Below are 22,866 nucleotides of genomic sequence, written 5' to 3'. Positions count from 1 at the left end.
GACCGCTGCTTTTTCATGGGGTGCCTTGTCGTCAGTTTGTACTGCGATGGGAGGAACATATCGCTGCACGATCTCTGGCGAAGTCATATTGAGCGCGGCAGGAAGGATTTTTACAGTTTCACATCAAATTTTCAGGCCACTGGCGAAACAATGTGCAGAGTCAGGGGCTTAGTGGTTCCATAACGCGGTGCTAACCTTTATCATTCCTGCAACTGTTTACCGCTATTACAAAAGACGGATGCCATGTATCAACCTGTCGCCTTATTTATTGGTCTGCGCTACATGCGCGGGCGTGGCTCAGACCGCTTCGGTCGGTTTGTTTCCTGGCTTTCGGCCATCGGCATTACGCTGGGCGTCATGGCGTTGATAACCGTACTGTCCGTCATGAATGGCCTGGAGCATCAGCTGGAGAAAAATACGCTTGGCCTGATGCCTCAGGCTTTAATCACCAGCGAATCAGGCTCCATTGATCCCCGGCAGACGCCTGCCAGCAGCCTGCATTTGTCCGGCGTGAGCCGTATTACGCCATTATCTACCGGCGAAGTGGTGCTGCAGAGCGCTGGCAGCGTGGGCGTCGGCGTTATGCTGGGCATCAATCCGGATGAGGCCGACCCGCTCACGCCTTTTTTAGTCAACGTGAAGCAGCAACAGCTGCAGTCCGGCCAGTATAATGTGATCGTTGGTGAACAGCTGGCTGGCCAGCTCGGGCTGAAGATCGGTGAGCAGGTGCGCCTGATGGTGCCGTCCGCCAGCCAGTTTACGCCAATGGGGCGCATTCCCAGCCAGCGCCTGTTTAACGTGATCGGAACTTTCTCTGCCAACAGCGACGTTGATGGCTATCAGGTTCTCGTGAATCAGCAGGACGCTTCACGTCTGATGCGCTACCCGTCGGGTCATATTACCGGCTGGCGGCTGTGGCTGGATAAACCGTTGCAGGTTGACAGCACTAGCCAACAGACGTTGCCAACATCTCTGGTGTGGAAAGACTGGCGCGAGCGCAAGGGCGAGCTGTTCCAGGCGGTTAAAATGGAAAAAAACATGATGGGGCTGTTGCTCAGCCTGATTATTGCCGTGGCAGCCTTCAATATTGTGACTTCTCTTGGCCTGCTGATTATGGAGAAGCAGGGAGAGGTGGCGATCCTGCAAACCCAGGGGCTGACGCGTCGGCAAATCGTCGCGCTGTTTATGGTACAAGGCGCAACGGCGGGCATCGTTGGCTCGCTGCTCGGCGCGCTGCTTGGCGTGCTGCTTGCCAGCCAGCTCGATAATTTAATGCCGGTGTTGGGCGCTTTCCTCGACGGGGGCGCGCTGCCGGTTGACATCTCTTTGACCCAGGTCGCCACCATTACCGCTACCGCCATCGTGGTGGCACTGCTTTCGACACTTTATCCATCCTGGCGCGCGGCCGCCGTTCAACCCGCTGAGGCTTTACGTTATGAGTAACAAAATCCTGTTGCAGTGCGACAACCTGTGTAAGCGCTATCAGGAAGGCAGCGTGCACACCGATGTGCTCCGCAACGTGACTTTCAGCGTACGGCCGGGCGAGATGGCGGCCATCGTCGGAAGTTCCGGCTCAGGGAAAAGCACCCTGATGCATTTGTTGGGTGGTCTGGATACGCCGACCTCTGGCGATGTCCTGTTCGACGGCAACTCGCTGAATGCCATGTCATCCGCGGCGAAAGCCGCATTGCGCAACCGCGAGCTGGGCTTTATCTATCAGTTCCACCATCTGCTGCCGGACTTCAGCGCATTGGAAAATGTGGCGATGCCGCTGCTGATCGCCAAAACGGCCAAGACACAGGCGCAGGAGAGGGCGGCGCAAATGCTGAAAGCGGTCGGTCTTGAGCACCGCGCGGCGCATCGCCCGTCTGAACTTTCCGGTGGCGAACGCCAGCGCGTGGCGATAGCCCGTGCGCTGGTCAATAATCCGCGCCTGGTACTGGCCGATGAACCGACCGGCAATCTGGATGCCCGCAATGCCGATGCGATATTCGAGCTGTTAAATGAACTGAATCAAAAGCAGGGCACGGCTTTTCTGGTGGTGACTCACGATCTGCATCTGGCGAAACGTCTGCGCCGTCAGATGGAAATGCGTGACGGCCAGCTAAACGAACAAATGAGCCTGGCGGGTCGTGTCTGATGGCGGGGGCTCTTTCACTATTGCTGGGCCTGCGCTTCAGCCGTGGACGCAGGCGCGGGGGGATGGTCTCGCTGATATCGGCGATCTCCACCGTGGGGATTGCGCTGGGCGTTGCCGTATTAATTATTGGTCTTAGCGCAATGAACGGCTTTGAGCGTGAACTCAATCATCGCATTCTGGCGGTGGTTCCTCACGGCGAAATCGAGCCGGTTAATCAGCCATTTAGCGGTTGGCAGGCGCTGCTGCCAAAGATCGCGCAGGTTCCGGGCGTTGCGGCAGCGGCCCCCTATATCAACTTTACCGGACTGATTGAGAGTGGCAGTAAGCTACAGGCCGTTCAGGTGAAAGGCGTCGATCCGCAGCAGGAGAGCCGTCTTAGCGCGCTGCCATCCTATGTGCAGGGAGATGCCTGGCAAAATTTTGCGCCGGGTAAGCAGCAGATCCTGCTGGGCCAGGGAGTGGCAGACAGCCTGAAGCTCAAACAGGGGGACTGGCTGACCATTATGATCCCTAACAGCGATGCCGGGCATAAACTGTTGCAGCCGAAGCGGGTGCGTCTACAGGTGGCCGGAGTACTTAAGCTCAGCGGCATGCTCGATCACAGCCTGGCACTGGTGCCGCTGGATGATGCCCAACGGCTGTTGGGCATGGGGGATAACGTCACGGGCATTGCCATCAAAGCGAACGACCCGTTTAACGCGGCGGCGCTGGTCCGCCAGGCAGGCGAAGTCACCCATTCATACGTCTATATCCGCAGCTGGATGGGGACATATGGTTACATGTATCGCGATATTCAGATGATCCGCGCCATCATGTATCTGGCGATGGTGCTGGTGATCGGTGTTGCCTGCTTTAATATCGTCTCCACGCTGGTGATGGCGGTCAAAGACAAGAGCAGTGATATCGCGGTGCTGCGCACTCTGGGGGCCAAAGATGGTCTGATACGCGCTATTTTTGTCTGGTACGGACTGCTTGCCGGGCTGGTGGGCAGCGTGAGTGGCGTAGTGGTGGGGGTGCTGGCCGCCCTCAACCTGACGTCAGTCATTCACGCAATTGAAGCGGTAACCGGTTATCATTTCCTGTCGGGGGATATCTATTTTATCGATTTTCTTCCCTCAGAGCTGCACTGGAGTGATGTCGCTATTGTACTGCTAACGTCGCTGCTGCTCAGCCTGTTAGCCAGCTGGTATCCGGCCCGGCGCGCCAGCCGTATCGACCCGGCACGGGTACTTAGCGGCCAGTAGCGCCAGGGGGCTGGATGTTTTACGGTTTTGATATTGGCGGCAGTAAGATCGCGTTGGGCGTGTATAACGCGCATCGCCAGCTTATCTGGCAACGGCGGGTTGCCACCCCTAAGGATGACTACGCGCAGCTGCTGGCGGCGATCGACACGCTGACGCAGCAGGCGGATGGATTTTGCGGCGTACGGGGCAGCGTGGGCATTGGCGTGCCGGGGCTACCGATAGCGGATGACGGCACGATTTTTAGCGCCAATATTCCGGCGGCACGGGGCCGCACGCTGCGGGCCGATCTCAGCGCCCGGCTTGGCCGGGAAGTGCGCATTGATAATGACGCCAACTGTTTTGCCTTGTCCGAAGCCTGGGATGACGAATTTATGCAATATCCGGTGGTGTTGGGGATGATCCTCGGCACGGGCGTGGGGGGCGGGCTGATTGTTGACGGTAAACCGGTTACCGGGCGCAATTACGTGGTCGGCGAGCTGGGGCACATGCGCCTGCCGGTAGACGCATTGCGTGTACTTGGCCGTGATATTCCGCTGTTGCCCTGCGGTTGCGGCAAGTATGGCTGTATTGAAGGCTATCTTTCAGGAAACGGGTTTTCCTGGCTGTGGCACTATTTTTATCAGAAGACACACAGTGCGCCGGAGATCATCCGTCGTTATTATGAGGGAGATACCGATGCGCTGGCACACACTGAACGCTATCGTGAGCTGTTAGCCGTCTGTTTGGGCAATATTCTTACGCTGCTGGACCCGCACCTGGTGGTGTTGGGCGGCGGTTTGTCCAATTTTGATGCGCTGTATGACGGCCTGTCAGAGCGAGTGAGTTCTCATCTGTTACCGGTTGCCCGGCCGCCGCGCTTTGAAAGGGCACGTCATGGCGATGCAGGAGGAATGCGCGGTGCCGCATTCCTGCACCTAAAGTTTTAGAGGATTTAATGATGCGCACACCACGCCGTCGCTTAAGACTGGCACGCTACAAAAAGACCCGACGTCAGGTACACCAGCGTTTCCGTCAGCGCATTTTTGAACGCGACCGTAATATTGAGATTGCCCGGCACCCGCTACCGCGCATCGTGGTGCTGACCGGGGCGGGTATTTCCGCCGAGTCGGGTATCAAAACGTTTCGCGCTGAAGACGGACTGTGGGAGGACCACAGGGTAGAAGATGTTGCCACCCCGGAGGGCTTTGCCCGCAATCCGCAGCAGGTGCAGGCGTTCTATAACCAGCGCCGCCGTCAGCTACAACAGCCGGAGATACAGCCGAACGCCGCGCACAAGGCGCTGGCGGAACTTGAAGCGGCGCTGGGCGATCGTTTTCTCCTGGTGACGCAGAATATCGATAATCTTCACGAACGTGCAGGTAGCCGCAACGTTATCCATATGCACGGGGAATTGCTGAAGGTACGTTGTGCCAGCAGCGGCCAGATCCTGCATTGGAACGAAGATGTTAAACCCGACGATCGCTGTCACTGCTGCCAGTTCCCGTCGACGCTGCGCCCACATATTGTGTGGTTCGGCGAAATGCCATTGCAGATGGACGAAATTTACACGGCGATTGCCGCCGCAGATTATTTCGTGGCCATCGGCACCTCAGGGCACGTCTATCCGGCAGCGGGCTTTGTGCACGAGGCTCGCCTGCAGGGTGCACATACCGTAGAGCTTAATCTTGAACCCAGCCAGGTTGGCAGCGAATTCGAGCAGAAGCAGTACGGACTGGCGACTCAGGTGGTGCCGGAATGGGTGCATAACGTGCTGAAAATGATTGCCCGGCCGATTACCCTGAGCGACGGCGAGCACTCGTCAGCGCTTGCGCAGCGTGAGGATCAGGTGGGCGATAACGCCGCCGACTAATCCCCAGAATGCAGAGCCTATTCCCAACAGGTTGACGCCCGACGCGGTGATCAGAAAAGCGATCGCCGCGGCGTCACGCTGGCGCTCGTCACTCAGCGCTCGCTGGAGGCTGGCGGAAATCGTGCCGAGCAATGCCAGGCCAGCAATGGTCTGGATCAACGCCGTGGGAAGCGCATCAAACAGGCCAACAATGGCCCCACCAAATATCCCCGCCAGCAGATAAAAGACCCCGGCCGAAGCGGTTGCCCAATAGCGCCGCTGGGGGTCTTTGTGCACATCCTCCCCCATGCAGATAGCCGCCGTGATGGCGGCAATGCAGACGCTGAATCCGCCGAACGGGGCTAGCAGCAGGGCGGTCAGTCCTGTCCATGCAATCAGTGGTGACACGGGCAGCGTATAGCCGTGCGCCCTCAGGGCGGCTATGCCCGGCGCGTTTTGCGACGCCATGGTCACGACGAAGAACGGCACGCCAATCCCCAACAGCGAAGACAGGCTAAAGTGGGGGGCAATGAACTCCGGGGTCAGCATGGCTGGCGTATGGACAGGGTTCACATTGCCCTGAAAGGCAGCCACCGCCAATCCGGCCAGCAGGCTATACACGATGGCATAGCGCGGCAGCCAGCGGCGTGCCAGCATCCAGACCAGGCACATGGTGCCACTGAGAACAAAGTTGACCTGCAAAGCCGTAAAGGCATTGATGCCGAAATGCAGCAAAATACCGGCCAGCATTGCGCTGGTAACGGCCTGTGGGATAGCGTTCATCATACGGGCGAAAAGCCCGGTAATGCCGCAAATCAGGATCAGAGCGGAGGCGAAGACAAAAATGCCAATTGCCTCATTGAGAGGGATGCCTGGCAAACTGGTGACCAGTAGAGCCGCTCCCGGCGTAGACCATGCGGTGAGAACCGGGGCGCGATACCACAGCGACAGGCCTAGCGTGGTGGCACCCATAGCCAGTCCGAGTATCGTTATCCAGCCTCCGGTCTGTGCTGCGCTGGCTCCGGCCGCCGCCGCCGCCTGAAAGATAATCGCCGCAGAGCTGGTGTAGCTAACCAGCACCGCAACCAGTCCCGCGACAATGGCCGGGAAGGTGGGGGGGCACAAAGGCTGGGGTGAGCGCATGGACGGTTCCTCAGATGGCTCTTGGACGCAATAGCGTACAACGTAGCATCGTGCGTTATAACGTACAAGCGGTTATACTCGTGGCAAATCGCATGGAGAAACCAACGTGAACAGGCTGCAAGATCATTTGGCAAAAACGCTAAAAGCGCAACGCGCGGCCCGCGGCTGGAGTCTTACCCAGGCTGCACAAATCACCGGGGTCAGCAAGGCCATGCTTGGGCAGGTTGAACGCGCGGAGTCCTGCCCAACGGTGGCAACCCTTTGGAAAATCGCCAGCGGCTTTAATTTGCCATTAACTTTCTTTATCGCACCGGAAGTTGCCGAACCCGGCACGCCGCGCTGCCACCGGCATTTGCAGGGCTATCATCAGGAGAATAACGCCATGCAGGTCGTGCCTTTATTCCCCTTCGATGCAGAAACAGGCTGTGAAGTGCTGGTCATTGAGATGGTGTCGGGAGCTTGTAGCGAGTCCAGCGCGCATGAGCCGGGAGTAATTGAACACGTGATTGTTGTTGCCGGAGAGCTGGACATTGCGGTCGATGGAGGCAGGCAGCGGCTGAAAGAAGGGGAGGCGTTGCGCTTTTATGCAGACAGACCACACGGCTATCGTAACCCCGGCAAAAATCTGCTCTGTTTTCACAATATCATTCATTATCCTCGCCGCTAATCGCGTGTTTATCTCGCCTGAAATTAACGTGATCGGCCGTGGAGCGGTGTACAAAATAAAGGAGCTGGGCGTGGGGCGATTGCAGGCGAACGACCATCGGTAACGGCCGTTCGCGATAACCACGTTTATTCTTCGTCAGAAAAATACCAGTAGCCGCTGTTTACCAGCGCTGCCAGCTGTGCAAGAAATGCAGGATCGTCCAGCGCTTCACCCAGCGCTTCATGGCCCAGCGTCAGTTGGTTAGCCAGTACGGTCAGGGCGGAACGGTGCGTAGACTCCAGCTGTTCGCCGTTTATGAAAATCGCCTCGCCAATAGAGACGACCCGCAGGCCCCCCAGACGCGACAGCTGGCCGCCTTGCTGCAACGCATCGTAAATCTCGTCCGGCTGATACGGCGGTTCCGGCGGTGCAATATCCAGCTCGTGACGTGATTGCGAAATAAACTCGCCAAACCACTGATTGAAATGCTGGGGCTGTTCGATCACCTCCAGCATCATGGCGCGAATGCCGTTCAGCTCTGCGGAGAGTATCTCCGCATTGTTTTCGCGCATTTCAACATCCGGGTCGCTGAAGCGGTGGCTACCGAGTTCGCGTGCCAGGACATAGTCGGCGAAGCCGCTAATCAACTCACGTCCGCTCGGCGCGCGGAAACCAACCGAGTAATTGATGGCATTTTCCAGCGAGTAGCCTTCATGGGGGAAGCCCGGCGGAATATAGAGGATGTCGCCTGGCTCCATTTCTTCGTCAATAATGGCATCGAAAGGGTCGACCTGGAGCAGGTCTGGATGCGGGCAGTGCTGTTTCATCTCCAGCTTTTCACCGACCCGCCAGCGACGGCGACCGGTTCCCTGGATAATAAAGACGTCATACTGGTCGAAGTGTGGACCTACTCCGCCGCCGGGAACAGAGAAGGACACCATCAGATCGTCAACGCGCCAGTCCGGGATAGCCCGGAAAGGCTGCATCAGCGCGGCTGACGGCTCGTGCCAGTGATCGACCGCCTGTACCAGCAGCGACCAGTTATTTTCACCAAGATGGTCATAGCTCTCAAAAGGCCCGTGTCCAACCTGCCACTTGCCGTCCTGATGGCTGACCAGGCGGCTGTCGACTTCGTTTTCCATCGCCAGCCCAGCCAGTTCGTCGGGCGAAATGGGGTCGATAAAGTTTTTAAAGCCGCGTTTAAGCACCACCGGGCGTTTCTGCCAGTAGCGCTGAATAAAGTCTGGCCAGTTAAGATCGAGTTGATAATCCATAATGGTTTCCTGAAACGCCAAAGTGGATCGATTATAACAGTGTCGAGCTGCTGCTGGGTACTATCGCGGTCATACTTCAGGCAGTGCGATGTACTGGCCGAGGAGAGTTGCCGTTTCAGCCTGCCCTGTTGTGGGCCCCGCGCCCTTCGGGGCAGAGTTTCCCCCGCGCTGTTCAGAAATGGGCTGAAATTTTGTTCTGCTACCCGACTGCAACGAAATAAATTAAGCTGAAACCTTAAGCGGGTAGGCTACTGGCGCTGAAAAATGACTTCCATGCGTGCGCCGCCAAGCTTACTGGTGCTGGCGTTGATATCCCCGGCATACTGCTCAAGAATATCACGCGCCAGCGACAGTCCAAGTCCTTGACCGGGGCGCATGGTATCCGCACGTTGGCCGCGAATAAATACCAGGTCGCGCTTGTTTTCCGGGATGCCCGGCCCGTCATCTTCAACATAGATGCGTAACGTGTTTTCCGTCTGCTGCACGCTGACTTCAACAAACTCCAGGCAGTATTTACAGGCGTTATCCAGCACGTTACCCATGACTTCCATAAAATCGTTTTGCTCGCCGACAAAGATAACCTCAGGCGAGATATCAAGCGTCAATACTACGCCTTTGCGCTGATAAACTTTGTTCAGCGCCGAGATCAGGCTATCAAGCAGGGCAGGGACGGAGTGCATGTCGCGTTTGAGCGCATTGTGATCCGCCTGCATGCTGGCGCGATGCAGGTAATAGCCGATCTGCTGGGAAATACGACTGATCTGCTCCAGCATTATCGGTTCAGCCTGTTGTATAGAGAGGTTACGCCCGCCGCGCAGCGAACGTAGCGTGCTCTGCAATACCGCCAGCGGCGTTTTCAGGCTGTGTGCTAAATCGCTTAAGGTGGTTCGGTAGCGGGTATAGCGCTGGCGTTCATTGTCCAGCAGCAGGTTGAGATTGCGCACCAGCCCCTTCAGCTCTTGCGGCGTTGACGGGTCGAGAGTTTCACGACTGCCACCCTCAAGCTCACGTACCTGTGCCGCCAGCGCGCCGATGGGGCGCAAGCTCCAGTGTGCGGCAAGCCATAAGAGCGGAATGATCAGCAGCAGATTGGCCAGCAGTACGTAGCTGAACCATGACCACACTACGTCGGAATGTTGTAACTCCTGCGGGATAGAGTCCACTACCACGATGGTTAGCTTTGGCAAAGTCAGCGTGGCATCGTAGCGATTGACCGCGACCGAGTGCGTGAGCGTTTCATTACCGTCATCGTCGTAGTCGGTCAATTTTTGCTGTGCGTTATGGTCATCGCCCAGCACTTCGCGACTGGTATGATTATTGGTGTCAATCTCGTAGAAATCAGATTTGTTTAGCCAATTGCGCTGAATTTTTGAGCGGATATCCGGCACATCTCGCTGTTGCCACAGCAAATTGCCGTGATCGTCATAAATAAACACCAGGGCTGGAAAGTTAAGCGTCACGCGTTCGGGTTGTACGATAGTGAGCTTATCGTCCTTCCATTTCGCCAGCGTGAAAAAAAGATTGCTTTCACTGCGCAGTACGCGATAGGTGTTTTTGTCGAAGCTCACCACATAACCGACCACCGCAACCATACCGTAAGAGAGTGACATGGTCAGGACAACGGCTGCGGTGGCAAGGATAAAGCGAATGCGTAAAGAGAACGGTTTTTTACGGCGCAGGCTAAAATTAAACATATTTTCAGAGATCGAAGCGGTAGCCCAGACCGCGCACCGTGGTAATCACTTCCTGTGCGTATTCAGCCTGAATCTTTTTGCGCAGCCGCCCCATCAACACGTCAATGGTATGGCTCTCACGCAGTTCAGCGTCGGGATAGAGTTGCAGCATCAGTGAATCCTTGCTGACCACTTTACCGGCATTGCGGATCAACGTTTCAAGAATGGTGTATTCAAACGCCGTCAGCTTTAACAGGCGCTCGTGAATAGTCACTTCACGACGCGACAGATCTATCTGAAAAGGTTGCAGGGTAATAATTTGTGAGGCCAGCCCGCAGTTACGGCGCATTAATGCCTGCAGACGTGCGACCACTTCCTCAATATGAAACGGCTTGGTCACGTAGTCGTCGGCACCTGCCTCCAGCGCTTCCACCTTTGCTTGCCAGCCGTCACGGGCGGTCAGCACCAGAATGGGCTGCCGCACCTCCTGCGTACGCCAGCGGCGGATCAGGGTCATACCGTCTTCATCAGGTAAGCCGAGATCGACTAGCGTAATATCAGGAGTGTGTTCATTGAGGAAATAGTCAGCTTCCTTAGCATCTTCAGCCGCATCGACCTGGTGGCCCATCTCGCGCAGCTGCACCGCCAAATGATGACGAAGCAGTGGGTTATCTTCCACAACTAACACACGCATAGCGAAATCCTTAAGAATAATGAAGTGCCAGATATCGGCAGCACAGATTGAAAAAGTATAGCGGAAAGCGAATAAACCGCAGCTTAACATGGGCTAACTTGCGCCAGCCCATGCTGCCCATTACGACAGGTCGTCAACCATCTGAACCGCGCGGCCAAGGTAGTTTGCGGGGGTCATTTGCTTCAGGCGCACTTTTTCTTCTTCTGGCAGGGCCAGACCGTCGATAAAGACTTTCATCCCTTCAGCATCAACGCGCTTCCCACGGGTCAGCTCCTTCAGCTTCTCATAGGGCTTCTCAATGCCGTAACGGCGCATCACAGTTTGGATTGGCTCCGCTAAAACTTCCCAGTTACTGTCCAGCTCGTCCAGCAGACGGCCGCGATTCACCTCCAGTTTCGACACGCCCTTAAGCGTTGACTGATAGGCAATCAGCGCGTAGCCAATACCCACACCGAGGTTACGTAGCACGGTTGAATCGGTCAGGTCACGCTGCCAGCGGGATACGGGCAATTTGCTTGCCAGATGCTGCATCATCGCGTTGGCCAGTCCGAGATTGCCCTCAGAGTTCTCGAAGTCGATTGGATTCACCTTGTGAGGCATGGTGGATGATCCTATCTCACCGGCGATCGTTTTCTGTTTAAAATGGTTTAGCGCGATGTAGCCCCAAATATCGCGGTCAAAGTCGATAAGAATGGTGTTGAAGCGCGCCATGCAGTCAAACAGTTCGGCAATGTAATCGTGTGGCTCAATCTGCGTGGTGTAGGGGTTCCAGGTCACGCCGAGTGAGGTAACGAATTCTTCGCTTAGCTGGTGCCAGTCGACTTCCGGATAGGCAGCGATATGGGCATTATAATTTCCCACCGCACCATTGATTTTGCCCAATACCTCAATGCGTTCCAGCTGACGTAACTGACGTTCAAAACGGTATGCCACGTTGGCCATTTCTTTACCCAACGTAGATGGGGTCGCCGGTTGACCATGAGTGCGCGATAGCAGCGGAATGTCGCGATACTGCACCGCCAGGTCTTTTACCGCAGCAATGATCTTTTCCCAGTAAGGCACAATCACTTCGCGGCGCGCGGTGTCAAGCATCAGGGCATGGGACAGATTATTGATGTCTTCAGAAGTGCAGGCGAAATGTATAAATTCCGAGACGGCATGCAGGGCAGGAACCGATGCGACTTTCTCTTTCAGAAAGTACTCCACCGCTTTCACATCATGATTAGTCGTGCGTTCAATGTTCTTGATGCGCGCGGCGTCTTCTTCACTGAAATTACTGACAATAGTATCAAGGAAAGCGTTTGCGTCGGGATCAAAAGCCGGAACTTCCTTGATCTCTGCACAGGCAGCCAGTTTTTGCAACCAACGAACTTCGACCTCAACGCGGTATTTCAGCAGGCCATATTCGCTAAAAATAGCTCGCAGTGGGCTGACTTTGTCGCCATAACGGCCATCAACAGGTGAAATGGCGGTCAGAGAGGATAATTCCATTGTAGCTGCTCCAGGATAGATTAAAAAAATCAGGTTGGGGTTCCGTCCAGGCGCGCAAGTATCGACTTGGCTTCATTCACTAAACGGTTACGGGAAAGCATCAGCTGCAGGCGGCCACCGCCAACCTGTTGCCACAACACGGCCGCACGGATACCTGCCAGCAGCGTTGCTCGTACTTTGTTCTGTATTTGGGTATTTTGCAGGATTGCCGGAGAACCGGTAACCTGGATGCGCGGGCCTAACGGGCTTATCACTTCAACATAAATAGCGGCCATTGCGCTTAGCAGGATATCGGAGTCCAGCTCATAATGCGCCAGCTGCCGATCCAGCTGCTCAATGCGGCTGGAGAGATCGTGCAGCGCGGTTTTACTGGCGTTGAGCTTGCGTTCCAACACCATAAGACTCAGGGTATAGCGAGTCAGCTCCGCGCTTAACCCCTGACGGCTGCTGCTATTCAATACCGCTAAAAGCGTTTCCAGGCCAAACTGTAAGTTCGCTTCCTGATTGCCAAATACCGCCAAGGTTGAGGGCGGATTAAGATCCAGAAGGCTGCTTAACGACGTTTTCAGCACGTCCTGCGAGCACTGTCCCTGATGTGCGAGCTGCTGGACCAGGTGTGCGGATTGACAGATGCCCGCCAGCGCCAGGGTAATATCATAATAGTTTTTTGCCACGGTGATGGACTCCCGGCTCGTTAAGTTATGTGTGAGTTAACGCCAGACGTTGTTCAATAATGCCGCCACCGAGACAGACTTCATCCAGATAAAACACCGCGGACTGCCCAGGCGTAACGGCCGCCACCGGAAAATCAAAACGCACCTCAATGCGTTCAGCATCAACGGGGGTGACTGTGCAGGGGATATCTTGCTGGCGATAGCGGGTTTTCACCGTACAGCGCAGAGGCGTGGTCAGACTATCTCTGTCAACCCAGTGCAGCTGCTGGGCAATCAGACCTGTCGACATCAGGCGAGGATGTTCGTGGCCCTGTGCGACAACCAGCACATTATTGGCCACGTCTTTGTCTACCACGTACCAGGGATCGTCATTCGCTTCTTTTCTACCGCCAATCCCCAGCCCTTTGCGCTGACCCAGAGTATGGTACATCAGGCCCTGATGCTGGCCCACGTTATCCCCGTCTACTGAAAGGATCGGCCCTGGCTGTGCCGGTAAGTAACGCGAAAGGAACTCGGTAAACTTGCGTTCGCCAATAAAACAGATACCGGTAGAATCTTTTTTCTTTGCGGTGACCAGTTCAAGCTGTTCTGCGATGCGGCGTACTTCCGGTTTGGCAAGCTCACCGACCGGGAACAGGCTTTGTGCAATCTGTTCATGTCCGAGCGTGTAGAGAAAGTAACTCTGATCTTTATTACCGTCCAGACCACGCAGCAGGCGGCTTTTGCCGTCGACATCCTGTCGGCGCACATAGTGACCGGTGGCAATATAGTCTGCCCCTAAATCTTCCGCCGCAAACTCCAGGAAAGCTTTGAACTTTATCTCTTTATTACACAGTATGTCGGGGTTTGGCGTACGCCCAGCCTTGTACTCTTCGAGGAAGAGCTCGAAAACATTATCCCAATATTCGGCGGCAAAATTGACCGTATGAAGATAGATGCCGAGTTTGTCGCAGACGGCCTGGGCATCAGCAAGATCTTCTGCTGCGGTGCAATACTCCTCACCATCATCCTCCTCCCAGTTCTTCATAAACAGGCCTTCAACCTGATAGCCCTGTTGCTGTAGCAACCAGGCCGAAACGGAGGAGTCAACGCCGCCGGACATGCCGACGATCACTTTTTTCTGGCTGTTAGACATCGTATACCTGACTTTAAAGTTTCTACCCGTCATTTTTTAGGCAAAGAGCTAAAGCATTCAGGGTACCAGGAGCCGTTAAAGGCGGCTCTGATAAAATTGCGGACGCATTCTACCATGCGGCGGCGGCGTGCGCACTCTCGCTAAACGGCCATTGAAAGGCGCTAAGAATTTCCAGCGGATAACGCTCTCCGGTCTGATAAATATGCAGACTTTCTGCTACCAGCGGGGAACGTAGCTTTTTTGAGGCGATGATATCGTCTGCCGTTAGCCACCAGCAGCGGTCAATATCGCGATCCTGCGGCGAGGTTTCGACCGCTTTTGGCAGGTCAAGAGCGAACAGGAATCGGAGGAACGGCGTATTGTCTGGCGCTATCCACTGATGCAGGCGCAGAAAGGCCTGCGGAACGGCTTCAATACCGGTTTCTTCTGATAATTCCCGCACCGCCGCCTGCAAAAGGGTTTCATCGGCTTCCAGGTGCCCGGCAGGCTGATTCCAGGTTGTGCGCCCGCGTACCCGTTCTTCTACTACAAGAAACAGTCCCTCAGCTTGTACCACGGTAGCGACGGTGACATGCGGTTTGAACATTATCCTCTCCTTTTAAGTTCGGTATCACTCCATAAGTTACATACTTTATGACGCTTATCATTATAAATGATGAAAAAACCGTCCTTTGTCGCTAAACGTGAACGCCCAGAGTCTTTTGGATTGCCGTGACATATCCGACGTTATAAACCGTGTGACCACTCGGATTGGTCATTTCTCCATAAGTCCGAATACTCGTCCTTCCTGGGTGAAAAAGTCATTCAAAACGGCTTTCCCTTACCCAGCACGATGATCATTATCTTCCGTGAGAAGGCCGCGCTGTCCGTCTACAAAGCCGCACCACCTCACCGGACGTCCGTTGACCACAGTCGTTCCAGCAACGCCCGGTCACGCATGCCCTGTAACTCAGTTCTAACTTTTTAAGGAACAGTCCACGGTGGCCGGAATAGGCGTAGTTACTATGGCTGAGCAACATCATAAGTCAGAGAAGGTCACACCCTCTACATCAAGACGTTATACCGTGGGCTATATCAGGGATCATATTAAGCACCTGCCGTCACCGTCCATTACACTGAAGGGGCACTGGATGGCGGAGCTGGGATTTGATACCGGTCAGAAGATCGAGGTGACCACCGAACCGGGGCAGCTGATCATCCGGCTGGCGGGGGAAGGGTAACTGACTGGACTATAAAGTAAAACCCCAGCTGGTTGGCTGGGGTTTGTATTATTTTTTAATGATTACCACCATTTAGGATAATCATGGAATGCCTCGTATATGGCATTTTTCGATTCGTCAGTTAGCTTTTCTCTACCTTGTGCTGATGTGATATAGCCATCCAGATCTTCTTTAGCACATGACCATTCAAGCCAATTTTGAGCAGGATTCACCTGTAACTCAAAAAAACCATTAATATCTTTAAGAGCAGCTATATTACCTTTTCGCATATTATCGATAAATGTATCAAAACACTGACATTCTACCCATAAATCAGAGTTCACATCTGAACTATAACCAAATTTCTTTACTCGAATGGCTATATTAAATTTAATTGATAGGAGGTGTTCATCAAGTTCCACTACATTCAATGCGATATCTATAGGGTTGCTAATTTCTATATCCATTTAATGTGATCCTACATAACGAGTATGAATGATCGTCGGCAACTCACCAGCTGCGCGGGGAGGTTTGATCTCCAATTACCAGCCATCAACAGTTATTCTCTGACCATAAGGAATATTATTTTTCGTCGCTGTATTTACAGCAGACTGGAAGCTTCTTAGTTCTTCCTGACTGGCAAGCCTTACAGCTTCAGGTGTATGTGTAACAGCTTTTGATGCTACATACTCTACCATATGCTCGGTGGCATTACCGTGTACCCATACCTTTTGACCATTTGGTAATGTCATTTCAAAGGATTTAGGAATTACTGAACCAGAATATACAGGTTGAGTACCTTTAATCGAATCAAAAACAGTTCCCGTTGGCAATTGGCTGTTCTTCGCCGCATTTGCCGCCACAGCTTCGGCCTACGCGGCTGTCGCTTCCGTTACCGTCTTACCTATACCCACCGCACCGCCAGCGCCCACGCCACCCGGTACTATTGCTTCCGACATCTGGATGCCGACATTGTTCAGGCACAAGGCCACGTTACCCGCACAGGCTTGTAGCGCTGCTTTCGCTGCCGCCGCAATTTCAGGCGTTGCGGCAGCAAGAACACCGCCACCCAGCCCCGCTGGCAGAGCAACCATCAGCGCATCATTCATCGCCATGCCTTTCTGGCAGGATGCCGAGCCGGGGTTATCTACACAGGACAGCACATCCTTGCCATGCTCCTGCACGAACTTCGTCTGGGTCTCTTCATTTCCGCCCAGAAGATTATTCTCCACCGCATTTTTTCCAGCCTGCCCGCCGGTTACCGCTCCGGCAGTATCGTTCGTCGCCAGACCGCCTGCAAGCCCCGAAGCAAGCTGGCTCAGCGCGCTGACCTGCTGTTTCTCGCTTTCGCTCAGCCGCGCTATCTTCTCTGGCGTATCGGCATGGAACAGTTTATCCGCAATAACCCGTGCCGCCAGTTCGCCGCCGCCGGCGCCCAGCCCTCCGGCGACCGCGGATTGATTGCTGAGCTGCGCGGTTACCGCGCCCAGCACCGCGTGCGCCATGGCGTTGGCCGCAACGTCCACCTCGCCGGTTAGCGGGTTGGTGGTCATCCTCTTGATTTCCGTCGCCAGATACGGCGATGCGCCGCTGGCCAGCGCTCCGGCCAGGTTGTTGCCAGCCAGCGCCGTCAGCGCGCCGGTCACCGCCTGTGCCGCTTTCTGCAGGTCGCTGCCGGTGCCGTACTGCTTCATGGCATTGTCATACGCCCGCTGCATCACCTCCGCGTCGCTCGCCGGTTTTTCACTCTTCTCCAGCTGCTCCCGGGCCTGCGCCAGCGCGCCCGGGTCTTTCTGCGCCTTCAGCCCGGCGATTTCTCCCTGGGTGCGGATAACGTCCATCGCCTGACCGCCAATTTCGCCGATAAGCTGGGCCTGTTTAAGCCGGTTCTGCTCCTTCTCCTTGTTGAATATCGGGCTGATGCTGCCGTCGTTGGCGTGGCCGGTATCGTGGTTTAGCTGCGCCACATCCTGCTGCTGTTTGTCGGCGTCGCGGATTATCAGCACACCCTCGCTGACGGCGGCTTTTGTCGTGCCTTCAGCGTGCCCGCTGTTGTTGGCACCCGACAGCATGCCGCCGGCCATATTGGTCAGCAGTTCTTTGCCCACCGGCCCGCCGGTGCTGAATGAACCGCCGCTGTGCGTTGCACTGTAGTCCGCCTGGTTGTGGATGTCCGTCCAGCCCAGCGTGCCGGTATCGAGACGGTTTTTCTCCTTGTCTGCCGTGCTGGCAATCACAGCGCCGTCGAGCTGGGTGTGTTCTTTGACCGTGACGTCATACCCGTGTTTGTCCGCAACAGCAGCCGGTCGCTGAATTTTTCCAGGTGATTGCGGGGCCGCAGAAGCGACAGGGGTAACTGGTTAGTTATAAATTAAAATCCGGGCGTGATTGAATCGCACCTTACTCAGTTCTAACTTTTTAAGGAACGGTCCACGGTGGCCGGAATAGGCGTAGTTACTATGGCTGAGTAACATCATAAGTCAGAGACCGTCACACCCACAACTAAAGCAAGGCGTTATACCGTGGGTTATATCAGGGATCATATTAAGCACCTGCCGTCACCGTCCATTACCCTGAAGGGCCACTGGATGGCGGAGCTGGGATTTGATACCGGGCAGAAGATCGAGGTGATCACTGAACCGGGGCAGCTGATCATACGGCTGGCGGGGGAAGGGTAACTGACTGACGTAGATAGTAAAATCCCAACCGCAAAGGTTGGGATTCTCTATTCAGGATAGGATTTTTTCCAGAAACTCGTTAACTTTATTTGAATCTTCTGGGTGAAGTTTCAAGTATTTTTCACAGGCTAATTTAGTATATTTAAATCCTATTGCTTCTGGCACGATTTTTTCACCTTCCCATACACCAAACATGATCCCTTCAAAATGAAATTCAGGATCTATATCCTGTAGGTCTGGATAATGGCAATACGTCTCATTAATAACAAAGCCACACCTTTTTATTATATTATCAACTCCATAAAGAAGCTTTCCTTGAAGATGTAATGAGTTGAAAAAGTCTTTTAAAACCCATTCATCATCATTTTCATAATTTATGTTTTCAAACAGATATTCATTCATTTTGTCACCGGGAAGAAGTTGGTTACAGTACCGGTTTTCTGGTCCAGATATACTTGGAATTTAACGCCGCCAGCAGTTGCCATGTACTCTCTATTACCAGATGCTATTGCATCTTTATAACCACTGGCCGCTGCTTGTTGGCCTAATTGTAATATTTTCTCATCACTAAATATTTTGGGGTCATAGATGGTTTTTTCTAAAAGTTCATTTTTGTATCCAACGATGTTACCAGCTCTATCTTTTGCAGGTATTTGATATTTAATATGTGTAATACCATCGTTCCCTGGTACCTGAGAAATGATTTTAACACCATTATCAGCAACAGCTTTATTGAATGCATCGGCATTATGCGCCCCGGTAATCCCTTTCTTCTGGCTATAACCATCAAGCTGTGCCAAGTGTTCCGGCTGATTAATTTTAAAGCCGATACCCGCAGGATAAATATTAGCTTCTTTAACCATCGCGCTGAGTTTATTAGCCGCTGCCGTTCCCAGTACCGGAGTCATCGAAGCAGCAACGATCTTCATCCCGTCATAGGTTGAGACATACTGCTCTGCCGCTGCCTTATCAACCCCGAGCTGCTGCATGGCGTAATTCACCATCGCATCTTTCACCTGCTGCTGATTCTGCGCATCAACGCTGGTGATGTTCAGCAGGTTTACGATCTTCCCGTAAGCATCCGGGTACATCTCGCTGACTTTGTTATTGTACTGCCCGGTTTCGTACTCACCTTTGGCAGCAATAACGTCCAGTCTCGCACTGGCACACGCCGCGCTTCCTGCACCACCGTTACCGCATGCCTCGATAACCTTCTTATCGCGACTGATATCCAGCTCTTTCAGCTCATTGATTTTCTGCTGCGACTTCTCGCGTTCTGCCGGGTCTTTGCTGCTGAGTTTCTGCTTCGCTATCTCAAGCTCCGTCTTTTCAGACACATTCAGATAATTATTCTCAACCGCATTTTTTCCAGCCTGCCCGGCGGTAACCGCTCCGGCAGTATCGCTCGTCGCCAGACCGCCTGCAAGCCCCGAAGCAAGCTGGCTCAGCGCGCTGACCTGCTGTTTCTCGCTTTCGCTCAGCCGCGCTATCTTCTCTGGCGTATCGGCATGGAACAGTTTATCCGCAATAACCCGTGCCGCCAGTTCGCCGCCGCCGGCGCCCAGCCCTCCGGCGACCGCGGATTGATTGCTGAGCTGCGCGGTTACCGCGCCCAGCACCGCGTGCGCCATGGCGTTGGCCGCAACGTCCACCTCGCCGGTTAGCGGGTTGGTGGTCATCCTCTTAATTTCCGTCGCCAGATACGGCGATGCGCCGCTGGCCAGCGCTCCGGCCAGGTTGTTGCCAGCCAGCGCCGTCAGCGCGCCGGTCACCGCCTGTGCCGCTTTCTGCAGGTCGCTGCCGGTGCCGTACTGCTTCATGGCATTGTCATACGCCCGCTGCATCACGTCCGCGTCGCTCGCCGGTTTTTCACTCTTCTCCAGTTGCTCCCGGGCCTGCGCCAGCGCGCCCGGGTCTTTCTGCGCCTTCAGCCCGGCGATTTCTCCCTGGGTGCGGATAACGTCCATCGCCTGACCGCCAATTTCGCCGATAAGCTGGGCCTGTTTAAGCCGGTTCTGCTCCTTCTCCTTGTTGAATATCGGGCTGATGCTGCCGTCGTTGGCATGCTCTGTATCCCGGTGCAGCTGCGCCACATCCTGCTGCTGTTTGTCGGCGTCGCGGATTATCAGCACACCCTCGCTGACGGCGGCTTTTGTCGTGCCTTCAGCGTGCCCGCTGTTGTTGGCACCCGACAGCATGCCGCCGGCCGTGTTGGTCAGCAGGTCCTTGCCCACCGGCCCGCCGGTGCTGAGGCTGCCGCCGCTGTGCCCGGCGGTGTAATCGGCCTGGTTGTGGGTATCGCTCCAGCCCAGCGTGCCGGTATCGAGACGGTTTTTCTCCCTGGTCTGCCGTGCTGGCAATGACTGCCCCGTCGAGCTGGGTGTGTTCTTTGACCTTGACGTCATACCCGTGTTTGTCCGCAACAGCAGCCGGTCGCCGAATTTTTCCAGGTGATTGCAGGGCCGCAGAAGCGACAGGGGTAACTGGTTAGTTATAAATTAAAATCCCGGCGTGATTGAATCGCACCTTACTCAGTTCTAACTTTTTAAGGAACGGTCCACGGTTGCCGGAATAGGCGTAGTTACTATGGCTGAGTAACATCATAAGTCAGAGAAGGTCACGCCTACAACCAAATCAAGGCGTTATACCGTGGGTTATATCCGGGAGCATATTAAGCACCTGCCGTCCCCGTCCATTACCCTGAAGGGCCACTGGATGGCGGAGCTGGGATTTGATACCGGGCAGAAGATCGAGGTGATCACCGAACCGGGGCAGCTGATCATACGGCTGGCGGGGGAAGGGTAACTGACTGGACTATAAAGTAAAAACCCAACCACGACAGGTTGGGTTTTTGAGTCATTAATTGAAGTCTGGATCTATTCGACCTTCAGCTTTCAGGATCTCAAGGAAGCGATTATAGGCTGTTTCGTCTAATTCAAGAAGATCATCTAATAATCTCTCCTTGATTAAAGCCCAGTGATAGACCCCATAGCTATTATTTTTAAAATACAAACAGTCATAGTTGATTTCCGGATCTATAATATCAACTTCTTTGGCCGAATAAGCAGTTAATCCACCGTAATTTTTTGGCATCCCTAAAAAATTAACATTTTGATTGATATAATAAATAGCATATATATCAACTAACTCACCATCACTCTCTCTTATCTTCATTTCACTTTATCCTTTATGCTATTTATTACATTTTGTGGATCACTTTGCACTCTCTGAGGTGTGGTTATTTTCATATCGTATGCTTTGCCAGTTGTGGCGTTAAACTGGTAATGCACAGTTATTGTAGAACCATCTGCAAGCTTCTGTTTAGCTTCCATTTTCTGAAATCCAGCACTTACAGGAAAACGCGGGTCATTATTCATCCCTGGTAATGATTTACCGACAGTAGGATTTTCCTTTATCTGATTCCACAAGATCTGCTCATTCAGATCCCTCGGTGCAGTAAATTGTTGCCCTAGCTTGGCCGTCGATATTTTCTCTGCCGCACTGATAAGGATCTTATTCGAGATAACACCCGTAGCCTTACCAACCAGCGACAGCGCTTTTTCTGCCGGGATTGACGTTAACAGCGCCAGTGCATAATCCTTCGCATCTTTTGCATCCAGCAACGCCATTACCGTATCTGAGCCGGGGTTATTGCTCAAAATGGCTTTAATGATATCCGCACTTTCCGGCAGGTCGCCTTTCACCATCCTGGCCAGATCGGCCTGTACCTGCTCCGGCGGCAGACTCTTCTCCTGGGCATATTGCGCATAAGATGCAACGGATTGACCGTAATCAGCCATGCCTTTACCAAAGTCACCCGGACTAAGCGCATTATTCTCAATCGAATTCTTCCCGGCCTGCGCGCCCGCCACCGCATTTGCCGTGCTGCCTCCGGCCACGCCGCCCGCAAGACCCGCCGCCAGAGTGCCCAGCGCGCTGATGGTCTGCTTCTGCTCCTCGCTTAACTGTTCCTTCGGGATCCCCGGATACAGCTGCTGTGCGATAAACTCGCCGGCCGCCGCGCCCGATGCTCCGGCCAGCGCGGAGTTGCCGCTTGCCTGCGCTACTACCGCACCCAGTACCGCGTGGGCCATCAGGTTGGCCTGAACATTCACATGGCCGGTTGCCGGGTCGGTGGTCATATTATGAATGACCTCCGCCAGATACGGCGCCGCCGCGCCGGTAATCGCCTGCGTGATATTGCCGCCCGCCAGGCCCTGTACCGCCGCGGTGGCGGCCTGCATCGCCTGCTGTACCTTACCGCCGGTGCCGTAAGGGGCCATTGCCGTGTTGTAAGCCTGCTCCGCTATCTGTTTCTCTGTCGGATTCAGGTTGCCGTTATCGGCCAGTAATTCTTTCGCTGCCTGAAGGGCCGCCGGGTCTTTCTTCGCTTTCTCTCCGTTAATCTTACCCTGAGTCGCCGCAATATCCATCGCCTGACCGCCAATTTCGCCGATAAGCTGGGCCTGTTTGAGCCGGTTCTGCTCCTTCTCCTTGTTGAATATCGGGCTGATGCTGCCGTCGTTGGCATGCTCTGTATCCCGGTGCAGCTGCGCCACATCCTGCTGCTGTTTGTCGGCGTCGCGGATTATCAGCACACCCTCGCTGACGGCGGCTTTTGTCGTGCCTTCAGCGTGCCCGCTGTTGTTGGCACCCGACAGCATGCCGCCGGCCATATTGGTCAGCAGTTCTTTGCCCACCGGCCCGCCGGTGCTGAATGAACCGCCGCTGTGCGTTGCACTGTAGTCCGCCTGGTTGTGGGTGTCCGTCCAGCCCAGCGTGCCGGTATCGAGACGGTTTTTCTCCTTGTCTGCCGTGCTGGCAATCACAGCGCCGTCGAGCTGGGTGTGTTCTTTGACCTTGACGTCATACCCGTGTTTGTCCGCAACAGCAGCCGGTCGCCGAATTTTTCCAGGTGATTGCGGGGCCGCAGAAGCGACAGGGGTAACTGGTTAGTTATAAATTAAAATCCGGGCGTGATTGAATCGCACCTTACTCAGTTCTAACTTTTTAAGGAACGGTCCACGGTGGCCGGAATAGGCGTAGT

22 protein-coding genes and 2 pseudogenes are annotated in these 22,866 nt (G+C 54.4%); 9 read left to right on the top strand and 15 right to left on the bottom strand.

Annotation, left to right across the window (positions count from 1 at the left end):
- Positions 1 to 243 precede the first annotated feature (243 nt).
- From lolC to cobB, 5 genes are read left to right on the top strand one after another with little or no spacing between them, the layout of a single operon-like run.
- Positions 244 to 1,443 (top strand): lipoprotein-releasing ABC transporter permease subunit LolC, encoded by a 1,200-nt coding sequence (lolC, locus tag ETA_RS10995; RefSeq protein ID WP_012441703.1) that lies wholly within the window; start codon positions 244 to 246, stop codon positions 1,441 to 1,443.
- A complete protein-coding gene (gene lolD / locus ETA_RS10990; RefSeq protein ID WP_012441702.1) occupies positions 1,436 to 2,140 on the top strand; it encodes a lipoprotein-releasing ABC transporter ATP-binding protein LolD in 705 nt (234 codons plus the stop codon). Before lolC ends, lolD begins: the two co-directional genes overlap by 8 nt.
- Positions 2,140 to 3,384: a lipoprotein-releasing ABC transporter permease subunit LolE gene (gene lolE, locus ETA_RS10985; RefSeq protein ID WP_012441701.1), complete on the top strand. Its 1,245-nt coding sequence runs from the start codon at positions 2,140 to 2,142 to the stop codon at positions 3,382 to 3,384. The genes lolD and lolE overlap by 1 nt, the downstream gene beginning before the upstream one ends.
- 14 nt (positions 3,385 to 3,398) lie before the next feature.
- Entirely contained in the window at positions 3,399 to 4,310 is a 912-nt protein-coding gene (gene nagK / locus ETA_RS10980) for an N-acetylglucosamine kinase (RefSeq protein WP_012441700.1), read from the top strand.
- 11 nt (positions 4,311 to 4,321) lie between these two features.
- Positions 4,322 to 5,233, top strand: a complete 912-nt coding sequence (gene cobB / locus ETA_RS10975) for a Sir2 family NAD+-dependent deacetylase (protein WP_012441699.1) — start codon at positions 4,322 to 4,324, stop codon at positions 5,231 to 5,233.
- Here cobB and ETA_RS10970 read toward each other — a convergent pair.
- Positions 5,183 to 6,355, bottom strand: a complete 1,173-nt coding sequence (locus tag ETA_RS10970; protein ID WP_012441698.1) for a benzoate/H(+) symporter BenE family transporter — start codon at positions 6,353 to 6,355, stop codon at positions 5,183 to 5,185. The two genes, cobB and ETA_RS10970, sit on opposite strands and share 51 nt — an antisense overlap.
- A 106-nt stretch (positions 6,356 to 6,461) precedes the next feature.
- Between ETA_RS10970 and ETA_RS10965 the strand changes: the two genes are divergently transcribed.
- Positions 6,462 to 7,022, top strand: coding sequence for a helix-turn-helix domain-containing protein (locus tag ETA_RS10965; protein ID WP_012441697.1), 561 nt, complete (start codon positions 6,462 to 6,464; stop codon positions 7,020 to 7,022).
- Positions 7,023 to 7,147: 125 nt separating this feature from the next.
- On the opposite strand, the gene ETA_RS10960 is transcribed toward ETA_RS10965, so the two are convergent.
- The 7 genes from ETA_RS10960 to ETA_RS10930 all read right to left on the bottom strand — a co-directional run bounded on the left by ETA_RS10960 (position 7,148) and on the right by ETA_RS10930 (position 14,528).
- Positions 7,148 to 8,275 carry a ribosomal protein uL16 3-hydroxylase gene (locus ETA_RS10960; RefSeq protein WP_042958965.1) on the bottom strand — a complete coding sequence of 376 codons (1,128 nt, stop codon included), beginning with the start codon at positions 8,273 to 8,275 and terminating at the stop codon, positions 7,148 to 7,150.
- A 248-nt stretch (positions 8,276 to 8,523) separates the two neighbouring features.
- A complete protein-coding gene (gene phoQ / locus ETA_RS10955; RefSeq protein ID WP_012441695.1) occupies positions 8,524 to 9,969 on the bottom strand; it encodes a two-component system sensor histidine kinase PhoQ in 1,446 nt (481 codons plus the stop codon).
- A 4-nt stretch (positions 9,970 to 9,973) separates the two neighbouring features.
- The gene (phoP, locus tag ETA_RS10950; protein WP_012441694.1) at positions 9,974 to 10,642 is read right to left on the bottom strand and encodes a two-component system response regulator PhoP; all 669 of its coding nucleotides are present in this window, start codon (positions 10,640 to 10,642) and stop codon (positions 9,974 to 9,976) included.
- A 120-nt stretch (positions 10,643 to 10,762) separates the two neighbouring features.
- A complete protein-coding gene (gene purB, locus ETA_RS10945) occupies positions 10,763 to 12,133 on the bottom strand; it encodes an adenylosuccinate lyase (protein ID WP_012441693.1) in 1,371 nt (456 codons plus the stop codon).
- A gap of 29 nt (positions 12,134 to 12,162) precedes the next feature.
- The gene (gene hflD, locus ETA_RS10940) at positions 12,163 to 12,807 is read right to left on the bottom strand and encodes a high frequency lysogenization protein HflD (RefSeq protein ID WP_012441692.1); all 645 of its coding nucleotides are present in this window, start codon (positions 12,805 to 12,807) and stop codon (positions 12,163 to 12,165) included.
- Positions 12,808 to 12,832: 25 nt separating this feature from the next.
- Entirely contained in the window at positions 12,833 to 13,942 is a 1,110-nt protein-coding gene (gene mnmA / locus ETA_RS10935) for a tRNA 2-thiouridine(34) synthase MnmA (RefSeq protein ID WP_012441691.1), read from the bottom strand.
- 109 nt (positions 13,943 to 14,051) lie between these two features.
- A complete protein-coding gene (locus ETA_RS10930; protein WP_012441690.1) occupies positions 14,052 to 14,528 on the bottom strand; it encodes an NUDIX domain-containing protein in 477 nt (158 codons plus the stop codon).
- Positions 14,529 to 14,946: 418 nt separating this feature from the next.
- Between ETA_RS10930 and ETA_RS10925 the strand changes: the two genes are divergently transcribed.
- The gene (locus ETA_RS10925) at positions 14,947 to 15,162 is read left to right on the top strand and encodes a SymE family type I addiction module toxin (protein WP_231853279.1); all 216 of its coding nucleotides are present in this window, start codon (positions 14,947 to 14,949) and stop codon (positions 15,160 to 15,162) included.
- Positions 15,163 to 15,224: 62 nt separating this feature from the next.
- Here ETA_RS10925 and ETA_RS10920 read toward each other — a convergent pair whose 3' ends face one another.
- The 3 genes from ETA_RS10920 to ETA_RS18845 all read right to left on the bottom strand — a co-directional run bounded on the left by ETA_RS10920 (position 15,225) and on the right by ETA_RS18845 (position 17,378).
- Positions 15,225 to 15,608, bottom strand: coding sequence for a hypothetical protein (locus ETA_RS10920; RefSeq protein WP_012441688.1), 384 nt, complete (start codon positions 15,606 to 15,608; stop codon positions 15,225 to 15,227).
- A gap of 75 nt (positions 15,609 to 15,683) precedes the next feature.
- Positions 15,684 to 16,004 (bottom strand): hypothetical protein, encoded by a 321-nt coding sequence (locus ETA_RS19295; RefSeq protein ID WP_012441687.1) that lies wholly within the window; start codon positions 16,002 to 16,004, stop codon positions 15,684 to 15,686.
- Between the two features lie 9 nt (positions 16,005 to 16,013).
- Positions 16,014 to 17,378: a VENN motif pre-toxin domain-containing protein gene (locus ETA_RS18845; RefSeq protein ID WP_012441686.1), complete on the bottom strand. Its 1,365-nt coding sequence runs from the start codon at positions 17,376 to 17,378 to the stop codon at positions 16,014 to 16,016.
- Positions 17,379 to 17,663: 285 nt separating this feature from the next.
- Between ETA_RS18845 and ETA_RS10910 the strand changes: the two genes are divergently transcribed.
- A complete protein-coding gene (locus ETA_RS10910; protein WP_004155650.1) occupies positions 17,664 to 17,819 on the top strand; it encodes a SymE family type I addiction module toxin in 156 nt (51 codons plus the stop codon).
- Positions 17,820 to 17,870: 51 nt separating this feature from the next.
- On the opposite strand, the gene cdiI is transcribed toward ETA_RS10910, so the two are convergent.
- Both cdiI and ETA_RS20590 read right to left on the bottom strand, forming a co-directional pair.
- Complete coding sequence (gene cdiI, locus ETA_RS10905; protein WP_012441685.1) at positions 17,871 to 18,221, bottom strand: ribonuclease toxin immunity protein CdiI; 351 nt, start codon at positions 18,219 to 18,221, stop codon at positions 17,871 to 17,873.
- Positions 18,218 to 20,240, bottom strand: a pseudogene (locus tag ETA_RS20590) (VENN motif pre-toxin domain-containing protein); the annotation flags it as partial. The gene cdiI and the pseudogene ETA_RS20590, both read right to left, overlap by 4 nt.
- 228 nt (positions 20,241 to 20,468) lie before the next feature.
- Here ETA_RS20590 and ETA_RS10895 point away from each other — a divergent pair.
- The gene (locus ETA_RS10895; RefSeq protein ID WP_012441683.1) at positions 20,469 to 20,624 is read left to right on the top strand and encodes a SymE family type I addiction module toxin; all 156 of its coding nucleotides are present in this window, start codon (positions 20,469 to 20,471) and stop codon (positions 20,622 to 20,624) included.
- A gap of 54 nt (positions 20,625 to 20,678) precedes the next feature.
- Here the strand turns inward: ETA_RS10895 and ETA_RS10890 are convergent, their stop codons facing one another.
- Both ETA_RS10890 and ETA_RS20585 read right to left on the bottom strand, forming a co-directional pair.
- Positions 20,679 to 20,993: a hypothetical protein gene (locus ETA_RS10890; protein ID WP_012441682.1), complete on the bottom strand. Its 315-nt coding sequence runs from the start codon at positions 20,991 to 20,993 to the stop codon at positions 20,679 to 20,681.
- Positions 20,990 to 22,705: pseudogene (locus ETA_RS20585) on the bottom strand (VENN motif pre-toxin domain-containing protein); the annotation flags it as partial. The pseudogene ETA_RS20585 and the gene ETA_RS10890, both read right to left, overlap by 4 nt.
- Between the last annotated feature and the right edge of the window lie 161 nt (positions 22,706 to 22,866).

The sequence above is a fragment of the Erwinia tasmaniensis Et1/99 genome (assembly GCF_000026185.1).
GTDB lineage: Bacteria > Pseudomonadota > Gammaproteobacteria > Enterobacterales > Enterobacteriaceae > Erwinia > Erwinia tasmaniensis.
Note: the sequence above shows the minus strand (reverse complement) of the source record. Positions and strands in the feature narration are given on the sequence as shown.